At 70.6% G+C, this 18,070-nt stretch carries 15 protein-coding genes; 6 read left to right on the top strand and 9 right to left on the bottom strand.

Annotated features, from left to right (window positions below; translation table 11 throughout):
- Window positions 1-11: 11 nt before the first annotated feature.
- Window positions 12-893 carry an SDR family NAD(P)-dependent oxidoreductase gene (locus ACYVAK_RS12180; RefSeq protein ID WP_461061333.1) on the bottom strand — a complete coding sequence of 294 codons (882 nt, stop codon included), beginning with the start codon at window positions 891-893 and terminating at the stop codon, window positions 12-14.
- A 142-nt stretch (window positions 894-1,035) separates the two neighbouring features.
- On the opposite strand from ACYVAK_RS12180, the gene ACYVAK_RS12175 reads away from it, so the two are divergent.
- Window positions 1,036-1,974, top strand: a complete 939-nt coding sequence (locus ACYVAK_RS12175; protein ID WP_461061331.1) for a LysR family transcriptional regulator — start codon at window positions 1,036-1,038, stop codon at window positions 1,972-1,974.
- A 19-nt stretch (window positions 1,975-1,993) separates the two neighbouring features.
- On the opposite strand, the gene ACYVAK_RS12170 is transcribed toward ACYVAK_RS12175, so the two are convergent.
- Genes ACYVAK_RS12170 through ACYVAK_RS12160 form a run of 3 tightly spaced genes read right to left on the bottom strand, consistent with a single transcriptional unit; the run spans window position 1,994 to window position 6,273 of the window.
- Entirely contained in the window at window positions 1,994-3,148 is a 1,155-nt protein-coding gene (locus ACYVAK_RS12170; protein ID WP_461061329.1) for an efflux RND transporter periplasmic adaptor subunit, read from the bottom strand.
- Window positions 3,149-3,151: 3 nt separating this feature from the next.
- The gene (locus tag ACYVAK_RS12165; protein WP_461061327.1) at window positions 3,152-5,524 is read right to left on the bottom strand and encodes an ABC transporter permease; all 2,373 of its coding nucleotides are present in this window, start codon (window positions 5,522-5,524) and stop codon (window positions 3,152-3,154) included.
- Window positions 5,521-6,273 carry an ABC transporter ATP-binding protein gene (locus ACYVAK_RS12160; protein ID WP_461061325.1) on the bottom strand — a complete coding sequence of 251 codons (753 nt, stop codon included), beginning with the start codon at window positions 6,271-6,273 and terminating at the stop codon, window positions 5,521-5,523. Before ACYVAK_RS12160 ends, ACYVAK_RS12165 begins: the two co-directional genes overlap by 4 nt.
- A 123-nt stretch (window positions 6,274-6,396) precedes the next feature.
- Between ACYVAK_RS12160 and ACYVAK_RS12155 the strand changes: the two genes are divergently transcribed.
- Window positions 6,397-7,224 carry a dimethylarginine dimethylaminohydrolase family protein gene (locus ACYVAK_RS12155; protein ID WP_461061323.1) on the top strand — a complete coding sequence of 276 codons (828 nt, stop codon included), beginning with the start codon at window positions 6,397-6,399 and terminating at the stop codon, window positions 7,222-7,224.
- Here ACYVAK_RS12155 and ACYVAK_RS12150 read toward each other — a convergent pair.
- Window positions 7,209-7,529 carry a hypothetical protein gene (locus ACYVAK_RS12150; RefSeq protein ID WP_461061321.1) on the bottom strand — a complete coding sequence of 107 codons (321 nt, stop codon included), beginning with the start codon at window positions 7,527-7,529 and terminating at the stop codon, window positions 7,209-7,211. The two genes, ACYVAK_RS12155 and ACYVAK_RS12150, sit on opposite strands and share 16 nt — an antisense overlap.
- Before the next feature lie 38 nt (window positions 7,530-7,567).
- On the opposite strand from ACYVAK_RS12150, the gene ACYVAK_RS12145 reads away from it, so the two are divergent.
- Window positions 7,568-8,389: a TlpA family protein disulfide reductase gene (locus ACYVAK_RS12145; RefSeq protein ID WP_461061319.1), complete on the top strand. Its 822-nt coding sequence runs from the start codon at window positions 7,568-7,570 to the stop codon at window positions 8,387-8,389.
- Here ACYVAK_RS12145 and ACYVAK_RS12140 read toward each other — a convergent pair.
- On the bottom strand, window positions 8,386-10,938 hold the full coding sequence (locus tag ACYVAK_RS12140; RefSeq protein WP_461061317.1) for a cation-translocating P-type ATPase: 2,553 nt from the start codon (window positions 10,936-10,938) through the stop codon (window positions 8,386-8,388). The genes ACYVAK_RS12145 and ACYVAK_RS12140 overlap by 4 nt on opposite strands.
- A gap of 98 nt (window positions 10,939-11,036) precedes the next feature.
- Here ACYVAK_RS12140 and ACYVAK_RS12135 point away from each other — a divergent pair, with 98 nt between their 5' ends.
- Complete coding sequence (locus tag ACYVAK_RS12135) at window positions 11,037-11,591, top strand: DUF2058 domain-containing protein (protein ID WP_461061315.1); 555 nt, start codon at window positions 11,037-11,039, stop codon at window positions 11,589-11,591.
- A gap of 247 nt (window positions 11,592-11,838) precedes the next feature.
- Here ACYVAK_RS12135 and ACYVAK_RS12130 read toward each other — a convergent pair whose 3' ends face one another.
- Genes ACYVAK_RS12130 through ACYVAK_RS12120 form a run of 3 tightly spaced genes read right to left on the bottom strand, consistent with a single transcriptional unit; the run spans window position 11,839 to window position 14,058 of the window.
- Complete coding sequence (locus ACYVAK_RS12130) at window positions 11,839-12,474, bottom strand: response regulator transcription factor (RefSeq protein WP_461061313.1); 636 nt, start codon at window positions 12,472-12,474, stop codon at window positions 11,839-11,841.
- Between the two features lie 31 nt (window positions 12,475-12,505).
- Window positions 12,506-13,678, bottom strand: coding sequence for a response regulator (locus tag ACYVAK_RS12125; RefSeq protein WP_461061311.1), 1,173 nt, complete (start codon window positions 13,676-13,678; stop codon window positions 12,506-12,508).
- A complete protein-coding gene (locus ACYVAK_RS12120) occupies window positions 13,675-14,058 on the bottom strand; it encodes a hypothetical protein (protein WP_461061308.1) in 384 nt (127 codons plus the stop codon). Before ACYVAK_RS12120 ends, ACYVAK_RS12125 begins: the two co-directional genes overlap by 4 nt.
- Window positions 14,059-14,296: 238 nt before the next feature.
- On the opposite strand from ACYVAK_RS12120, the gene ACYVAK_RS12115 reads away from it, so the two are divergent.
- Both ACYVAK_RS12115 and ACYVAK_RS12110 read left to right on the top strand, forming a co-directional pair.
- Window positions 14,297-17,392, top strand: a complete 3,096-nt coding sequence (locus ACYVAK_RS12115) for a GAF domain-containing hybrid sensor histidine kinase/response regulator (protein ID WP_461061306.1) — start codon at window positions 14,297-14,299, stop codon at window positions 17,390-17,392.
- The gene (locus tag ACYVAK_RS12110) at window positions 17,370-18,059 is read left to right on the top strand and encodes a response regulator (RefSeq protein WP_461061304.1); all 690 of its coding nucleotides are present in this window, start codon (window positions 17,370-17,372) and stop codon (window positions 18,057-18,059) included. The genes ACYVAK_RS12115 and ACYVAK_RS12110 overlap by 23 nt, the downstream gene beginning before the upstream one ends.
- The last annotated feature ends 11 nt before the right edge of the window (window positions 18,060-18,070 follow it).

The following is an 18,070-nucleotide window of genomic DNA, read 5'->3' as shown; positions in this document are numbered from 1 at the left end:
CTCCGGGTCGCTCAGGTTCTGGGGTTGCGGTCGAGCAGCGCCCCGATCCCCATGCCGTCGTACAGGCCGCGGTGGAGGGATTCGAGCTGCTGGTTGTAGGGGGCGATGGCGTTGGCCATGCCGAGGAAGTCCACCGGCGTGCGGAAAGGGCGCTGGCCCGCCGGACGGTCGACCAGATCCGCGATCGCCTCGGCGACGCACCGGGGGTCCTGCGCCGGCGTGGCGTCCACCATGGCGATGAAGCCCTTGAGCGCGAGTTCCGGCTGGCGGGCGAACTCGCCATAGGCCGCTTCTCGACCGGCATCGGACGGGGGCATCAGGTGGCTGCTGAACGCCGTGTTGAAGCCGCCGGGCTCGACGATGACGCTGTCGATGCCCACCGGCGCGAGTTCGACCCGGTAGTTCTCGGCCAGTGCCTCGAGCGCCCACTTGCTCGCGTTGTAAGGGCCGTAGAAGGGCATGACCACGCGACCCAGCAGGCTCGACACGTGGATCAGCAGGCCCGATCGCTGGGCGTGCATCGTCGGCAACGCGGCCCGGTTGACCCGGGCGACGCCGAACACGTTGATATCGAAGAGCCGCTGCCAGTCGGCGCTGGTGAACGCCTCCTGCAGGCCATGCACGCCGACGCCGGCGTTGTTGACCACGACATCGAGGCGCCCGCCCAGGGCGTGCACCGCCTGGCGGACACCCCGCTCGACGCTGTCATCGTCGCTGACGTCCATCTCGACGACCGTCGCGCCTTCGGCCTCGAGGGCGTTCGCCTGCGTGGCATTGCGTCCGGCCGGATCGCGAACGGTCGCGACCACGCGATGGCCGCGCGCCAACAGGGCGGTGGTGGCGAGACGACCGAATCCGCCCGAGGCGCCGGTCAACAGGATGGTTTGCTTCATGGAAACTCTCCGTGGGTGGGTGCCCGATCGCCGGCGGCGAAGGGCCTGTCGCCACGGTAAGGCCCGCACCATTCCTGATTAATCGGGGGAAAATGGAATTACTATTCGCACGATACGAATAATCAATCCGGGAGCGGCCCGCATGGACCTGATCAAGGCGATGCAGACCTTCGCCAAGGTGGCCGAACTCGGCAGCTTCTCGCGGGCCGCCGAGGCTCTGGACCTGCCCAACGCGACGGTGTCCCAACGGGTGTCGCAGCTGGAGGAGCACCTCGGCGTCAAGCTGCTCGTCCGGACGACACGGCGCGTCTCCCTCAGCGACGAGGGCACGGCGTATTTCGACTGGTCGCAGCGACTCCTCGGCGAGATCACCGAGGTCGAGGACCGGCTGCGCGGACGCGTCGGATCGCCTCGCGGACGCATCCGGGTGGACGTCCCGGCCTCGGCCGGACGGCACGTCATCGCACCGGCACTGCCCGGCTTCCTGGAGCGCTACCCCGGCATCACCGTGGAATTGGGCAGCAGCGACCGGCCCGTCGACCTGATCCTCGAGAGCGTCGACTGCGTCATCCGCGGCGGCAACGTGCTGGATGAATCGCTGGTGGCGCGGAAGCTCGGAGAGTTTCCGGTCATCACCTGCGCCTCGCCGGCCTATCTCGGCCGATTCGGCACCCCCGCATCACCTCAGGCTCTGGAAGGGCACCGGGCCGTCAACTTCTTCTCGGCGAAGACCGGGAAGGCGATGCCCCTGGATTTCACGATCGACGGCCGCGTCGAGGAGACCCCGCTGCCCCACCGCGTGGGCACCAACGATGCCGACACCTACCGCGCCTTGGTCGTCGAGGGGCTCGGGATCGGCCAGTTCCCGAGCAGCGGTGTCGTCTTGGATGCACTCGCCGATGGACGCCTCGTGCGCATCCTCGAGGCCTGGGACCCGGAGCCCTTCCCGCTGTTCGTGATGTATCCCCGCAACCGGCATCTGAGTGCGCGCGTCCGCGCCTTCGTCGACTGGGCGATGGCGCTCTATGCCGAGGTGTTCCGGGGCGGTCCGCCGTCGGCGTCGGTCGTCGCCGGGCGATGAGGGAAAGAGGACCCGGGCCTCAATCCCCCGCGACGTCCCGCGGCGACACGCGCAGGCCTTCGGCGAGTTGGCGGTCCGGCGCCGCGACGATCACGTCGCCCGCGGCGAGCCCGGAGCGCACTTCGCGCCAGCGGCCATCGGTGAGGCCGACGGTCACCGGCACGGCGTTCACTCGCCCGGCGTCGATGCGCCACGCGCGCCATCCTTCGCCATCGCGCACCAGCGATTCCACCGGCACGCGCACCACGCCTTCCACGCGAGCGATCTCGACACGGGCCTCCACCTGGAAGCCGTGCCCGGCACCGGGCATCGGCTCGGCGGGGTCCAGCCAGACGTCGACGCGACGCTCCTCGACGCCGAGGGCGGATACCTTCAGGCGTCCGCTTGGGGCGATGCGCCGCACCCGCGCCGGCACCGCTGCGCCGCCCCAGCCTTCGATCCAGGCCGGCGCGCCTTCGCGCATCAGGGCGGCGTCCTGCGAGAGGAACTCCGCCACGACTTCGAGCGTGTCGGGGCGCCCGACGTCCATCAAGGCCTCGCCGACGAGCACCGGTTTGGCGCTCTCGGCGTGGCGGGCCAGCACGCGGCCCTCGATCGGCGACAACACCGCGACCGCCGCGCTCCCGCCCGCCTGCGACTCGGCCAGCTCGGCCTCGATGCGGGCGACACCGGCGTCAGCCGCCGCCCGCTCGGCCTCGGCCTCGCGTCGCATCAGCTGCGCGGCGCGATGCGTCTGTTCCGAGACCAGGCGCTGCGCCCACAAGCGGGCCGTGCGCTCGGCCTCTTCGGCCGCGAGTTGCGCATGGGCGCCGGCACGATCGCGCGTGGACCTGGCCTGCCGCAGGGCGGCCTCGAGGCTGGCGCGCGTGCGCGCATCGAGCGGCGTGCTCGACGCGGGATCGATCCAGGCCAAGACCGCGCCCTCGGCGACAGGATCGCCAACGTCGAGCGCGACGCGACGAAGCCGCCCGGCCACCGGCGCGGTGATCACGTAGGGCTCGCGAACGCGGGTCTCGCCGAGGTCCACCACGCTGCTCGCCACGTCGCCGCGCCCCACCGTGACCGCGTCGACGGGCAAGGCCCGTGGCCACCACCACGCGAGCACGAGAATCACGACGAAGGCCGCCGCTGCGAGGGCCAACCACCGGGTACGTGGGCGGAGGGGATTCGGCACGGCTTACTCCCGGGATTTCAGCGATTCGACGAGATCGATGCGATCGACGCCCCGACGCACGACCAGCAGGGCCGCCAGCACGGACGCGACGACGATCAGGGCCGCGCGGGCGTCGGCGGCAGCATCGTGGATGTCGGGGAAGGTGAACAGGTCGGTGCCCATCGCGGCGAGGAAGGCGTTCGCCGCATGCTGCCCCAGCCACACGCCGAGCGGCAGGGCGACCACAGTGAGCACGAGCACTTCGACCACCAGCAGGGCCGACACTTCGACCGGCGTGAAGCCGAGCACTTTCAGCGTGGCGAGATCGCGCCGCTGCTCGGCCAGCGTCACCGAGGCGGTGGCGTAGGCGATGCCGGCGGCCATGACGATAGAGAAAGCTGCGAACAGGGCGTCCATGGTCCCCGCGCCCTCGTCGAAGATGCGCCGCATCGAGGCTTCGGCCAAGCCGACGTACGAGACGCCCGCGAGGCCCGGCGTCCGATTCACGGCAGCGTTGAACGCAGGCAGGGCGGCTGGATCGAGCCGCGCGTTGGCGCCCGACACGCGCCCCGGCTCGCCGGCGAGGCGCTGCAAGGCAGTGAGCTCGAGGTAGGCGCCCATGCCACTGGTGACGGTCACGACGGCGACGACCGGCAGGTCGACGGAGCGCCGCAAGCCCTCGGTGAAGCGCACCGTGACGCGATCCCCGGGCGCCACGGCCAGCGCGCGCGCCAAGCCTGCCGTCACCACCAGGCCATCGTCGCGGAGCCCCTGCGGCCTGCCGTCCACGTCCACCAAGCGCTCCAGCCGCGCATCGGCGGGCAGGCCGGTGAGGACCTCCTCGACGCGGCGTCCATGCGCGCTGAACTCGACGCTGGCATAGCGGAAGGCCTCCACCTCGGACACGCCGGGCAGCCGCGACAGGGCGAGCACGTCCGCCCTGCCCTGCGGTTCGATCAGCGTCAGGGCGACGTCCTGCCGCTTGGATTCCGAAAAGGTCAGCGAAAGCAGACGGTCGATGGCCAGCGGGAAGCGGCTCGACACCACGAGCAGCATCACCGCGCAGGCGAGCCCGGCCACCGTCGTCAGCGAGCGGCGCGGGGCGCCCGTGAGCCGCCGCAGCACGATCCGCGCCGGCACTTCGAGCTGGCGGTACAGGCGCTCCAAGCCGCCGGCCGCGGCCCGGTAGCGCGGCGGCGGCGGCGGCGCGAGGGCCTGCGCCGGCGGCAGCAGGATCACGCGACGCAGCGGGGCCGCGGTACCGATTGCCGCGGCAACGAAGGCGGTGGCGACCGACAGCGCGATGGCGGCCGCGTCGTGGCGGAACGGCAGGGCCGGAAGCCGGTAGATCTCGAGGTAGAGGTCCGCCATCCAGCGGCCGATCCCGGTCCCCAGCACAAAGCCCGCCACGAGTCCGATCAGCACGAGCACCAGGGGGAATCCGGCATAACGCCACCCCACCTCGCCCGCGTGGTAGCCAAAGGCCTTCATGAGGCCGATGTTCGAACGCTCCGCGTCGATCAGGCGGCCGAGGATGATCGCGAGCAGGAAGGCGCCCACGGCGAGGAAGATGGGCGGCAGGATCGTCGCCATCGTCGCCAATTGCTGCACTTCCTGGTCGAGGAATCGGGCCGAGGGGATGCGATCGCGGCCCTGCGCGCGCTGTGCGCCATAGCGCGCCAACAGGCCGTCGAGCGCCTCGGCCACCGGCGCGACCGCTTGCCCGGGCGCCAGCCGGAGGACGAGGTCGTTGAAGGCCCCGGCCATCTGCGCGGCCTGCTCCAGTGCGCGCTGCGGCATCCACAGCACCGCGAAGCGATCAGGCTGCGGAAACAGCTCGCCGGGCGGGCTGACGAAGACGAACTCCGGCGAATTGGCGATGCCGACGACCACGACCTCGACGCGCTGGCCCCGCAACAACAAGGGCAGGCGCGATCCGGGCTGTAGACCGCGGGCGGTGGCGAAGGCCTCGTTCACCAGCACCTCGTCGCTGCGCGAGGCAACGGGCCAACGTCCGGCCACGAGCCAAGGCTGGTTGACGGCCTCGTCGCCCGCCGGCACCAGCGACACCACGCGGGCACTCACCGGCGGCTCGGCCACGCCCAACTCGACGATCGCGCCGGCCACCACGCGTGCCGACACCGCCTGCACGCCGGGCAGGGCGGCGATTCGCGACGCCAAGGGGCGCGGCGCGCGCACCAGGGCCACCTGCAGGTCGGCCAGCCGGTTCGAGGCGTAGTAGGCGTCGCGCGCTTCGACGAGCGAGTGCCGGACACCCAGCGAAGCGATCATCAGACCGACGCCAATCGCGAGCAGCACCACCACGGTCAGCCCCTGGGCGCGCGTCCGCCACAGGTCGCGCCACAGCTTGCGGCGGAGCGGCGAGGCGGTCTTCACCAGTGCAGCTCCGAGGGCGGCACACGCCGTTCGTTGCGGACCACTTCGCGGATGGCGCCATCGGCGAAGTGGATGACCCGGTCGGCGACGCGGGCGATGTCGGCGTTGTGCGTGACCATCATCAGCAGCGTGCCGGTGCTGCGGTTCGCCGCCACCAGGGCCTCGAGCGTGGTGATGCCCGTGCGCAGGTCGAGCGCCCCGGTGGGTTCGTCGCAGAGCAGCACGCGCGGCCGCTTCGCCAAGGCGCGGGCAATGGCGACGCGCTGCTGCTCGCCGCCGGAGAGTTCCGAGGGAAAGTGCGTCGCCCGGGCCGACAGGCCGACGAGCGCCAGCGCCTCGGCCGGCGACATCGGATCGCGGGCGATGTCGGTGGCGAGCTGGACGTTTTCCTCGGCCGTCAGGCTGGGGATCAGGTTGTAGAACTGGAAGATGAAGCCCACGGCGTCGCGCCGGTACGCCGTGAGCGCGCGATCACTCTTGGCCGCGAGCGAATCGCCTTCGAACCAGACGTCGCCGGCCGTCGGCCGATCGAGCCCGCCGAGGATGTTCAGCAGCGTCGACTTGCCGGAGCCGGAGGGGCCGAGCAGCACGACGATCTCGCCCTGCATCAGCTCGAGATCGACGCCGCGCAACGCGTGCACGGCGCCGGTGCCGGTGCCAAAGACCCGCCGCAGACCGCGAACGCTGAGGCCGAGACCCGGCGACTTCGATGCGTCGGTGAAGCAGGGATCGGCGGAAGGGTCAGGCACGTTCGTGGGATCGGCAGGCACCGGTGAATCCCAGTCTATCGGGCGCGCCTGGCCGGAACCTCGGCGGCTGGCCAAATCGCGTGGCGGTCGCCACCCTTTGCACTCCGTCGCTGGAACGCCGCCATGGCCCACCCCGCCCGCCGCCTATCCCACGCCCTGGTGCGCCGTCCCGCACGCAGCCTGCTCGACGCCTGCGAACTGACCCACCTCGAACGCATCCCGATTCATGCGGCGGGGATTGACCGCGAACACACGGCCTACCGCGACGCACTCGCGGCGATGGGCCTCGAGGTCACGGTGCTGCCGGCCATCGAGGCGCATCCGGACAGCGTGTTCATGGAGGACACCGCCCTCGTGCTCGACGAGGTGCTGGTGCTGACACGCCCCACGCCGAGTCGCGAGGCCGAGCCCGACCACGTGCTCGCCGATGCCGGCGACCTCGGCCGCCCCGTGGGCCGCATCCTGGCGCCGGGCACGCTCGAGGGCGGCGATGTGCTACGCCTCGGCCGCCGGCTGATGGTGGGGCTCACCACGCGCACCAATGCGGAGGGCGTGCGCCAGCTGCGCGCGCTCGTCGAGCCCTTCGGCTACACGGTGGAGACCTTCGCCGTCGGCCGCAGCCTGCACTTCAAGACCGCCTGCACGGCGCTCGACGACGGCCTGCTGGTGGTGAACCCCGACTGGATCGACGCCGACACGCTGCGTGCCGCAGGCTTCGAGACCTTGGGCGTGCCCTCGGACGAACCCTTTGCCGCCAACCTGCTGCGCGTGGACGATCGGGTGCTGGTGAACGCGGCCACACCGAAGACGCTTGCGCGCGTCCGCGAGGCCTGGCGCGCCCGCGGCCATCGGCCCGACGGGCTGGTCGAGACGCCGCTCGTGGAATTCGGCAAGGCGGAAGCGGGCCTGACCTGCCTCAGCCTCGTGTACTCGACTCAGACCTCGAAGTGATCCTGCTTCGGCAAGGGATAGGGATCGTCGCCCTCACGCACCGGCCCTTTCATCACCCGCACCACCCAGCAACCGGCGGCGACGGTGAACACCATCGTCCAGTAGAAGACGACCGCGCCGACGAGGGTGAACCACGCGATCCACAGGCGCTTCGCCTCGTCGACCGACGGGATGTCCGGCGCCATCACGCCGATGACCAGGGCGAGCGCGGCGGGCAACACGGTGCCGCCGAGCAGCGCCCATGGCCACGCACGGAGCAGGCGGGTTTCGAGGCCGGGCTCGTTGCCCGGCGGCGGCGCAGCCATCGACACGCTCCTGAAGGCGTTGTCGCCAGTATGCGCCGATGACCAGCCTTGGCCCCCTGCCGTTCACCGTCCTGATCCTGCTCGCCGCCTGGGCGGCAGGCACGGCGGCGGGGCGATGGATGCTCCGTGGCGCACCGGATCCGAAGCCCGCCATCGGCGGCGCCCTGTTCGACGTCGTCCTCGCCGGTCTCGTCGTGGCACGCCTCGCGTTCATCGTGGCGTGGTGGCCGCTGTATGCCGCCGACCCGTGGGCGATGTTGCGCCCCGGCGATGGCGGCTACCTGCCGATCGCGGGCGTGCTCGCCGCCCTCGCCGTCGCCGGATGGCGGGCGTGGCGGACGCCGGAACTGCGCCGCCCTCTGGTGGCGGGACTCGGCGCGGCCGCGCTGACCTATGGCGCCCTCACCGTCGGCCTCCAGCACGGGCAGGCGCGGACCATCGGGCTGTCCGACGCCGTGCTGACGGGGCTCGATGGGCGGAGCACGCGCCTTGCGGCGTTGAAGGGCCAACCCATCGTCGTGAACCTGTGGGCCACGTGGTGCCCGCCCTGCCGTCGCGAAATGCCCGCGCTCGCGGCGGCGCAAGCCTGGTACGACGACGTGCACATCGTGTTCGCGAACCAGGGCGAGGACGCCGGAACGATCCAGCGCTACCTCGACGCCGAAGGCTTGGCTCTCGACCTCGTGCTCGTTGATCGGCTTTCGCGGCTCTCGCAGGACGTCGGGGTGCGCGGGCTGCCGACGACGCTGTTCTTCGATGCGGAAGGGCGATTGATCGACGTCCATGTGGGTGAACTCACCCGCGCCGGCATCGCGGCGCGACTGGCCGGGCATTCCGCGAAACCGCCGATGCCGCCCTAGGCGCCCCCCAGCGCCTTCCGCACGGCTGGCACGCGCTTCAACGGCTCGAACAGCGCCGCCGCCGAAACACCGACCGCGACGGCGGCCAAGGCGGCAGGGAGACCCGGCGGCGCGAAGCCGAACAGCCCGGCGGCCGTCGGCCACAGCACGCAGGTCGCGACGATGGCGCTGGCGACCACGACGACGACCCAGAACGCGCGATGCCCCGCCTCGAACAGCCGCGGCAGCGCCGCGCCGCGCGCGCCGTTGATGCGTACCAGGGCGAAATTGCCCGCGGTGAGGGCGATGAACGCCAAGGTGCGTGACTCGTCTTCCGCGATGCCGCGCGCCACGGCCGCGACATGGAGGCCCATGACCCCGGCAAACAGCAGCAGCCCCTGGATGGCCCCGAGCAGGAGCTGCGCAACGCCAAGCAGGGGTTCGGCCGCGCGGCGAGGCGGCCGCGTCATCAGGTCGCGCTCGCCGGGCTCGCTTTCGAAGGCGATGGCGCAGATCGGGTCGACCACCATCTCGATCAGCACCACGTGCATCGGCAGCAGCAGCGGCGGCCAGCCGAGCAGCACCGGAAGCAGGGCCAACCCGGCGATCGGCACATGGATCGCCACGATGTAGAGCAGCACCTTCCGCAGGTTGTCGAAGATGCGGCGACCCATGCGCACGCCGTCGACGATGTGGCCGATGTCGTCCTCGAGCAGGGAGATCGCCGCCGCCTCGCGGGCGACGTCGGTTCCGCCGCCGGCCATCGCGAGGCCGATGTGCGCGGCCTTGAGCGCGGGCGCATCGTTGACGCCGTCGCCGGTCATCGCCACCACCTCGCCGCGGCGCTTGAAGGCCTCGACGAGGCGCAGCTTCTGCTCGGGACGGATGCGTGCGAACACCGAAACGCGCGCGACGGCAGCATCCAACGCCGGATCATCGAGCGTCGCGACCTCGGCGCCACGGAGCGCACCCGCCGCCGTGTCGATGCCGGCCTGGGCCGCGATGGCGAGCGCGGTGGCCGGGAAGTCGCCGGTGATCATCACCACGCGGATGCCGGCGGATCGCGCCAAAGCGATCGCTTGGCGGGCGGAGCCGCGCAGGGGGTCCTCGAACCCCACGAGGCCATCGAAGATGAAGGCCACGCTCCGCGGATCGTCGGGGGCGACGTCGAAAGGCCCGGCATGCGCCACGGCGAGGACGCGCAAGCCCTTCGCCGCGAGCCGGGCGACGTCGGCCAGCATGGCGGCCGTCGCCGTCGCATCGAGGCCACACAGCCCGGCGATCGTCTCGGGCGCCCCCTTGGTGGCGACGATCACACCGCCCTCGTCACGCACCCACGCCTGCGAGTACGCGAGCAAGTCCGCGGTCAGCCCGTACTGCCGAGCCAGCGGCCATTCGTCGTGCAAGTGCTCGGTTCCGGCCAGTGTCGCCTCGCCGGCATGGCGCACGGCGCGATCCATCGGGTCGACCGCATCGGCGCGACTGGCCAGCACGGCATGCTCGAGCAGCCGATGCACGGCTTCCGGCACCTCGCGGCTCGACGCATCGATCCAGGCCTCGCCTTCCGGCGACAACAGCGCACGCACGCGCATCCGGTTTTCGGTGAGCGTGCCGGTCTTGTCGACGCACAACACGCTCGTCGCGCCCAAGGTTTCGATCACCGAGGGTCGACGCGCCAGGATGCGGAGCTGCGCGAGGCGCCACGCGCCGAAAGCGATGAAGACCGCAAAGGCCATCGGAAACTCTTCCGGCAACAGCGCCATGGCCACGGCAATGCCGGAGAGCGCGCCATCCATCCATTCGCCGCGCATCAGGCCATGCAGCAGGAAGACGGCCGCGCTGACGAGCGCGGCCATCACTCCCAGCATCCGGACCAGCCGACCCATCGACTGCTGGAGCAGCGTCCTCTCGACGACGATCCCGGCGAGGGACGCGCCGATCTGCCCGGCCTGCGTCCCAAGCCCGGTGCGGACCACTTCCGCGATGCCGTGGCCGGAGACGACCAGCGTCCCTGCGAACAGCCCCACCCCGCCCTCGCCGCCCGGCAGCCCGGGATCGGACTGCGCGCGCGGGGCGAGGTGCTTGCCGACGGGCACCGATTCCCCGGTGAGCAGGGATTCGTCGACACGCAGGGCATGGCCCTCGCGCAGCACGGCGTCGGCGGGAACACGCTCTCCTTCGGCCACGAGGATCCAGTCGCCGGGCACCAGTTCGGCGGCGGGGAGGGCCTGCACGCGACCATCGCGCCGGACGCGCGCCACCGGTGCCGCCATGGCGCGAAGCGCATCGAGCGCGCGTTCACTGCGGTACTCCTGGACGACCACCAGGCCCAGGGAAAGGCACGCGAACAGACCCAGCAACGCGCCCTCGGCCGCATCGCCGAGCAGCACGTAGAGCGCCGCCGCGAGAACCAGCAGCAGGAACATCGGCTCACGCAACACCTCGAACAACAGCCTGCCGACGTGCTTGCGCGGGGCCTCGGGCAGGCGGTTCGGACCGAAGCGCCGCAGCCGCGCGCGCGCCTCCTCGGTACTCAAGCCTTCGGGCGCGGGCGTCTCGGCAGGGGTCATCGGCACTCGCAACGGGGGCGCCCGGATCCGCGGCAGGGCGCCAGCATGGCGCAGGGCGTTATCCTTTGCACCCCGCAACGCCGTCGCCCAACGAATCCATGGCCAAGCTCAATGCCCTGCAGGAACAATTGCTCAAGGCCGGCCTCGCGAAGAAGTCGAAGGCTGCCGAAGCGGCGCGCGAGCAGGAGAAGGCGCGGCGCGGCGAAACCCCGTCCGCCGCCGCCGAACTCCAGCGCGAAGCCGAGCGCGCGCGGGAGGAGAAAGTGGAGCGCGACCGTGCTTTGGCCGCCGCCCAGAAGGCCGAAGCACAGGCGAAGGCGCTGCGTGCGCAGGCCCGGCAGATCACCGTCGACAAACGCGTCGTCGCGAAAGGGGACATCGAGTACCGCTACCCGATCGACGGCGCGATCCGCAGCCTGCTGGTCGATGAGGCCACGCGTCGGCAGTTGGCCAACGGGCAACTCGTGATCGTGCGTTTCGACGAGAGCGTGGCGCTGCTGCCGCGCGTCGCGGCGGACAAGGTGCGCGAGCGTGCGCCGGAACTGATCGTCCTCGACAACCGAGCCAGCACCGACACGGCGCCGGCGGCCGGCAGCAGCGAAGACGACGCCTACTACGCACAGTTCACGGTGCCCGACGACCTGGTCTGGTGACCCAGGCCACGGGCTTTTCCCGATGGCGCGGGATGGACGGCGACCGCAGCATCGCGTCCATCCGCACGATCCGTCGAGGGGATTGCCTTGGTGGAGGAACCCGTTGCCGTCGACGTCCGGGACGCCGTCGCCGACGCTTCGCCGGCCACCGCCCTCGAACCGACGCCATCGAGGGCGCACAAGATGCGCCGGCCCGACGGCATCGTTGCGGGGGTTCTTCGCTCGGGTCCGGCGAGGACGCTGGCGTTCAGTGCTGCTCCCCGCCGTCACGGCGCAGGCGGTATTCCACCGCGCAGCGCATCAGGGCGCCGGCCGTGTTCAGGCCGAGTTTTTCCATCAGGTGATGCCGGTGCGTCTCGACGGTCTTGATGCTGAGCCCGAGGCGGTCGGCGACCTGCTTGTTCATCAGCCCCTCCCCGAGTGCGGCGAACACGTCGGACTCCCTTGACGTCAGAACGCGGAAGCGCGCGGCCTGCCGCTCGCGCTCTTCGCGCCGACGTTGCTCCTCCTCGGCCAGTGCCACCGCTTCGCTGATCTGCGCCGCGTATTCCTCGAGGTCAACCGGCTTGGTCTGGACCGTCAGCATCCCTTCGCGCATCGCCTCAACGACGTGAGGCAGGTCGATCTGGCCTGAGAGCATCAGCGCCGGGCCGGAGAAACCGGCGCGGCGGGCCGCGCGGAGCGTGGCGATGCCGTCGAGGCCCGGCATCGCGTAGTCGATCGACAGCACCTGGGGGTGGCCGCGCCCAATCGCGGCGAACGCCTCGAGGAATGCCGCCCCGCCGTGGACCCCGCGCGCATCGAACCCGAAGGCGCGGAGCACATCGACGAGGAAGGCGAACAGCGCCTCGTCGTCATCGACGACCCAGACGATCACGGACACGGCGTGCTCCCTCCTCTCGCGCTTTCCGCCCTCAGGGTACCGCAGCGCCCCCGCTGGTCCCATCGCCCGCCCGACCGAGGGCACGGCCGAGCTTGCGCTGGAGGACCGCCCGCGTCACCGGCTTGGTGAGGAAATCCCGCGCCCCGGAGAGCACGCCGGCCTCCAGGTCGACGCTGGCCGAATCGCCAGACATCAGCACCACCGGGATGGCATCGAGCGGTGGCGTCGCCTTGATGCGACGCAGGGCCTCGATGCCGCTCATCCTCGGCATGAGGACGTCCATCAGGACGACGTCCGGCGGGTGGCGATGCAGGGCCGCAAGCGCCGACAGCCCGTCGGCAGCGCCTTCGGCGTCGTAGCCGAGCTCGCCGAGGACGTGGGCGATCAGTTCGCGCTGGAACGCGTCGTCGTCGACCACCAGCACGCGGGGTCGGACGCCGTGGGCCGTCCGCGAAAGCTCGGACACCGCCATCGACTGGCGCGCCATCGCGACCTGAAGCTCGCCGGCGACTTGCGCGAGCGGCGTGATGGCTTCCGCCGTCGCCTCGAACGTCGGGCCGATCTGCTCGGTCGCGATCCGCCGGACTTCCCGGCGCAGGGCGTCAGGGGCCCACTCGGCGGCGTGGTGCTCCATGCCGCGCAAGGCACCCTCGACCGTGACGCGGGCCGTCTCGAAAGCATCCTTTGCGCGGGTCGCCAGCCCGTGGACCCGCTGCGACGCGACCTCCAGCGCCGGCAGCGCGTCGGCCACGCCGCGCGCCCGGGACGACACGTGGCCGGCAAGGCGCTGGTCCTCGGCAAGGCGGAGATCCCACAGGCAGCGCAGGATCGCCATGACCAGCCGATGGCCATCCACGACGTGTGGCCAGAACAGCACGTAGTCGTCGAAGTAGCGGCGCTCGCACAGGTCGAACACCTCGTCGCGATCGTCCTTGTGGCAGAGCAGAACGCTGCGGTGGCGGCCCGACTGCACCGCCCTGCTGGCCAACTGCAAGCCGAGATACGCCTGGTGGGCATGCACCAGCGACGGGTAGGCGAGGACGAGGACATCGGGCTGCAGGCCGTCGAAAACCTGCGGCAGGCTGTCGGTGTGCCATGCGCCATGGACCTCGTCGAACTCCGGCGCCAGCTGGCGTTGCAGCGACTCGACTTCGGCCGCCCCTTCACCGATCACCAGTAGCCGCGCTTTGCGATAGGCGTTCATGGGCGATCCCCCGCGTTCGGGCGCTGCGCGATGCCCTCGGCCATGTCGCCGAGGCTTGCGAGGACGTGTTCGAGCTGCGGCTCGATATCGGCGAGGCTCTCGCGGAGCTCCGGCAGGTCCCAGCGATTGGCGATCGACTCGATGCGGCTGTAGCCGTGGCCAAGCGTCAAGGCCCCCATGGTGAAGCAGGCGACCTTCAGGCGGCGGGCGCAACATCCGGCCTCCTCGAGGTGGCCGCTCATGGCCTCCCGCACCAGGCCGTCGTGCTGCCAGCGGCACACCGCGCGGAAAAGCACGTAGAACCGCCGCAGTTGGCGGGGATCATCCCCGGCCAACGCCTCCAGCGTGGCGGCATCGAAATCCGGACAGCGCATGCCCATGGCGTCCTCCTCGGCCCGGGCCGGCTGCCCGGTTCAGCGCGAACCTAGGCCGGCGCACGGCAGCCGCCGCACGCGCGACGGGTTCTTTTTCCGTTCTTCGAACGCGATCACGGATCGCTGTTTGCAATCACCATGGAAGGCCAGCGAATCGCGACGGGCGTCACGCCCACATGGCGGGATTTCCCCGAGCGCGGCGCATCGGCGCGCGAACTACGGTCGCCACGTGGAGCCGCGCTCCGTGGCTCCCGAGCTCCAGCGGGGTCAGACCATGCACGCGTGGACGTCGATTCGGAGTCGCTGGCATGCCGCCCAGGGCAACGAGCGCCTGGCGGTCCTGGCCCGGGTGCAGGTGATCGCCCTCGTGGCCCTCCTTCCCTTCGCGGCCCTCCGCGCCGCCCAGGGCGAATGGGTGCTCTTCACCGTCGATCTGCTCGTCGCGGCCTGTGCCGCCGGCTGCCTGTTGCACCTTCTCCACACCGGGCGGACCGAGCTGGCGACGGCCAGCATGGCCATGGCCGGCGGCGCCTTCGCGCTATGGACGGCGGTGGCCTTCCCGCCCTTCGGATTCTTCGTCGCGTTCCCGCTGATGGCGGCGAACTTCCTGCTGCTCTCGCCGGGCCGCGCGTGGATCGCACTGCTGGCCAACCTCTGCGGCGTGGCCCTGCTCAGCCTGGAGGATTCCACCGCCCGGTTCCTGCTGTCGTACGCCGCCTGCATGCTGGTCCTCGGCTTCTTCTCGACCGCCTTCGCCTCGCAGTGGCATCGCCAAGCGGCACGACTCGGCGCCCAGCTGGCCGAGATCGGCGAGAAGGAGAAGCTGCAGAAAGCGCTCTTCGACATCAGCGAGATGGCCGACCATGCCCAGAGCGACGATGCGATGCTGGAGGGCATGCACCGGGTGGTGGAACGCCTGATGTATGCGAAGAATTTCTATATCGTCTCGCTGAATCGCGAGCAAGGCACGATCCGCTTCGACTACTACGCAGACGCCCAGGACGACGCGATCTTCGGCGACGTGCCGATCGACAACCTCAGGGGCGGGCTCACCTGGCACCTGTTGATGGGCGGAAGGCCGCTCCGCGGCACGATGGCGGAGGTCGCGACGCAGGTCAGGGGCGAGCTCAAGGGCATCGGCAGCGACGCCCGCAACTGGCTTGGCGTGCCGATGTTCGCTGACGGCGAAGTGGTCGGCGCGATGGTCGTCCAGGCCTACGTGGATGGCGTGGCCTACAGTGAACGCGACCAGTCCGTGCTCGGCTTCGTGGCCAGCCATATCCAGCACGCACTGGCCCGACGCCACTACCGGGAGCGCCTCGAACGACTCGTGCACGAACGCACCCGCTCGATCGCCGAGCTCTACAGCCAGCAACATGCCGTGTTCCACTCGGCACCGGTCGGGCTGATGATCGAGGGCGACGGCCGCGTGGTCATGGCCAACCCGGAACTGCACCGGATCCTTGGCGCCGAACAGGGCCAGCTGCAGGACATGCCGGTGGATCCGCGGCTTGCGACGACCGGCGACGTCGCCATCACGACCTCGGACGGCACCCTGCGCTGGATCGCCATCGACCGCACCGACGCCTCGGTCGAGGGCCACCACGAAGCCGCTGTCGTCGTCGTGCAGGACCTGACGGAGCGCAAGAACCTCGAACGCCTCGCCGACGCGGCGCTGCGCGATGCCTTGGAGGCCAAGAGCGCCGCCGAACGGGCGCGCGAACAGGCGGAGCAGGCGAACCGCACCAAGAGCGAGTTCCTCGCGATGATGAGCCACGAGATCCGCACGCCGATGGCGGGCGTGATCGGGATGCAGGGCTTCGCGCTGCGCGACCGCCACCTGTCGCCGGGAACGCGCGACCAGATCGAGCTGGCGCAGGAGAACGCCCGGTCGTTGATGACGATCATCAACGACATCCTCGACTTCTCGAAGATCGAAGCGCGGAAGCTCGACATCGAATGCGTGGACTTCTCGGTGCATGCCGTGGTCGACGACCTGTACGAGCTCATGGCCGACCGGGCCTCCTCCAAGAGCGTGATGCTCAAGGTGCACATCGACACCGGCCTCCCGGAATGGTCGAAGGGCGACCCGACGCGCCTCCGCCAGGTGCTGATCAACCTCGTTGGCAACGCCATCAAGTTCACCGAGATCGGCAGCGTGACGCTGGGCGTGCGCCACCGCGTGCGCGGCGACGGCATGCCGATGGTCGAGTTCACGGTGCAGGACACCGGCATCGGCATCCAGGCCGACGCGCTGGAACGCCTCTTCGATGCCTTCACCCAGGCCGACACCTCGACCACGCGGAAGTACGGCGGCACGGGGCTCGGCCTGGCGATCTCCCGCAACCTCGTCACGCTGATGGGCGGGACGCTGCTCGCCGACTCCAAGCCTGGCCTGGGAACGCGCTTCTGGTTCGAACTGCCGCTGCCGTCGGGCGAGGCGCCACAGCGCGACGGCGACACGGAAACCGTGCCGCACAGCCATCGTTTGAGCATCCTGTGCGCGGAGGACTACCCCACCAACCAGATCATCATCAGGACCCTGCTCGAGGACGGCGGGCACGATGTCGACATCGTCGAGAACGGCCGCATGGCCATCGAGGCACTGGCCCGCCGCGACTACGACCTGGTGCTCATGGACGGACGGATGCCGGAAATGGATGGCGCGACCGCCACCCGGCACATCCGTGCCGGGGGGTTGGGCGATGGCCTGCGGGTCCGGCGTCCGGGCCTGCCGATCGTGGCCCTCACGGCCAATGCCACGTCGGAGGACCGTCGCCTCTACCTCGAATCCGGGATGGACGAGTTCCTCTCCAAGCCGATCAACGAGCACGAGCTGCACCTGCTCCTGGAGCGCCTGATCGCCCGGCTGCTGGGGGAAGGCCGCCCGTTGCCCCCCAACGGCGGGGACGCCGGCATGGCGCTGGATGCCCTGTTCGGCATCTCGGGCACGTCAGACGCATCCGCCGCACCGGCGAGCACATCGACCGGCGGCGACCGGACGCGGACGTCGCGTCCCGCCCCTCGGAAGCCCGGTGGGGGCGACCTCCGCACCCGGATGTGGGACGCCTTCCTCGCCGACCTCCCGGAACGTCGACGCGCACTCGTCGCCAGCTTCGAATCGCGCAATGCCATCGAGCTCGCGCAGCAGTTCCATGGCATCAAGGGCAGCGCCGGCTTCCTCGCCCCGGACGGCCCGCTGCATCGGCTCTCGGGCGAACTCGAGAAAGCCGCCGACCGCGAGGACTGGCGCCTGATCGACGCCGAGACCCCGACCCTGCTGACCTTGCTCGACCACGCCCACCGCGGAGAAGGCCATGAAGATCCTGCTCGTCGATGATGATGCCGTGTCGCGGATGGCGCTGGTGGACCTGATGGGCCGGTTCGAGAGCCTCGAGCTGGTGGAAGCGAAGGACGGGATGGAGGCGTGGGAGCACCTGCTCGGCGGCATGACCCCGGTGGCCGTCCTGAGCGACCTGCACATGCCGCGCCTGAACGGCATCGAGCTGCTGAGGAAGGTGCGTGCACACCCGGGCCTGACCGACCTGCCCTTCGTTCTGGTCACGTCAGCCTCCGACCTCGCGACGGTGAAACAGGCCATGGGGCTCGGCGTCGAGCACTACCTCGTCAAGCCTTTCGACGCGGAAGCCGCGGAGTGCAGCGTGGCCCGCGCCATCGGCCACGCCTGGATGAATGCGGCGGAGCCGCCGGATTCCACCCTGCAACGCCTCCGCATCCCGGGCGAGCGGCTGATGCTCTACCTCGGCTCGCTGGCCAAGCAAGTGCGGCAGTTGCAGGCCGACGTGCCTGATCTGCCGACCGCCGGCGCCCTGTGGCCTCGCCTCGATACGGTGAACACGGGCTGCTTGACGCTCGGCCTGTGGCACGGCGCGCGGATCGCCAGGCGGATCCGCGAGGAAAGCGCCCTGCACTTCGATCGTGCCCGGGTCGCGCGGGAACTGCAGGAGATCCTCGAGCGCGTCGACGACCAGGTCAACAACGCCTGAGCCCCGACGCG

Source organism: Silanimonas algicola, assembly GCF_054777375.1.
This window is presented reverse-complemented; position numbering and strand designations above follow the sequence as displayed.

What these genes read in the sequence shown, in the direction of transcription:
- ACYVAK_RS12180 (WP_461061333.1), bottom strand. Translation starts at nt 893, where the DNA reads ATGAAGCAAACCATCCTGTTGACCGGCGCCTCGGGCGGATTCGGTCGT.
- ACYVAK_RS12175 (WP_461061331.1), top strand. Translation starts at nt 1,036, where the DNA reads ATGGACCTGATCAAGGCGATGCAGACCTTCGCCAAGGTGGCCGAACTC.
- ACYVAK_RS12155 (WP_461061323.1), top strand. Translation starts at nt 6,397, where the DNA reads ATGGCCCACCCCGCCCGCCGCCTATCCCACGCCCTGGTGCGCCGTCCC.
- ACYVAK_RS12150 (WP_461061321.1), bottom strand. Translation starts at nt 7,529, where the DNA reads ATGGCTGCGCCGCCGCCGGGCAACGAGCCCGGCCTCGAAACCCGCCTG.
- ACYVAK_RS12145 (WP_461061319.1), top strand. Translation starts at nt 7,568, where the DNA reads ATGACCAGCCTTGGCCCCCTGCCGTTCACCGTCCTGATCCTGCTCGCC.
- ACYVAK_RS12140 (WP_461061317.1), bottom strand. Translation starts at nt 10,938, where the DNA reads ATGACCCCTGCCGAGACGCCCGCGCCCGAAGGCTTGAGTACCGAGGAG.
- ACYVAK_RS12135 (WP_461061315.1), top strand. Translation starts at nt 11,037, where the DNA reads ATGGCCAAGCTCAATGCCCTGCAGGAACAATTGCTCAAGGCCGGCCTC.
- ACYVAK_RS12125 (WP_461061311.1), bottom strand. Translation starts at nt 13,678, where the DNA reads ATGAACGCCTATCGCAAAGCGCGGCTACTGGTGATCGGTGAAGGGGCG.
- ACYVAK_RS12120 (WP_461061308.1), bottom strand. Translation starts at nt 14,058, where the DNA reads ATGGGCATGCGCTGTCCGGATTTCGATGCCGCCACGCTGGAGGCGTTG.
- ACYVAK_RS12110 (WP_461061304.1), top strand. Translation starts at nt 17,370, where the DNA reads ATGAAGATCCTGCTCGTCGATGATGATGCCGTGTCGCGGATGGCGCTG.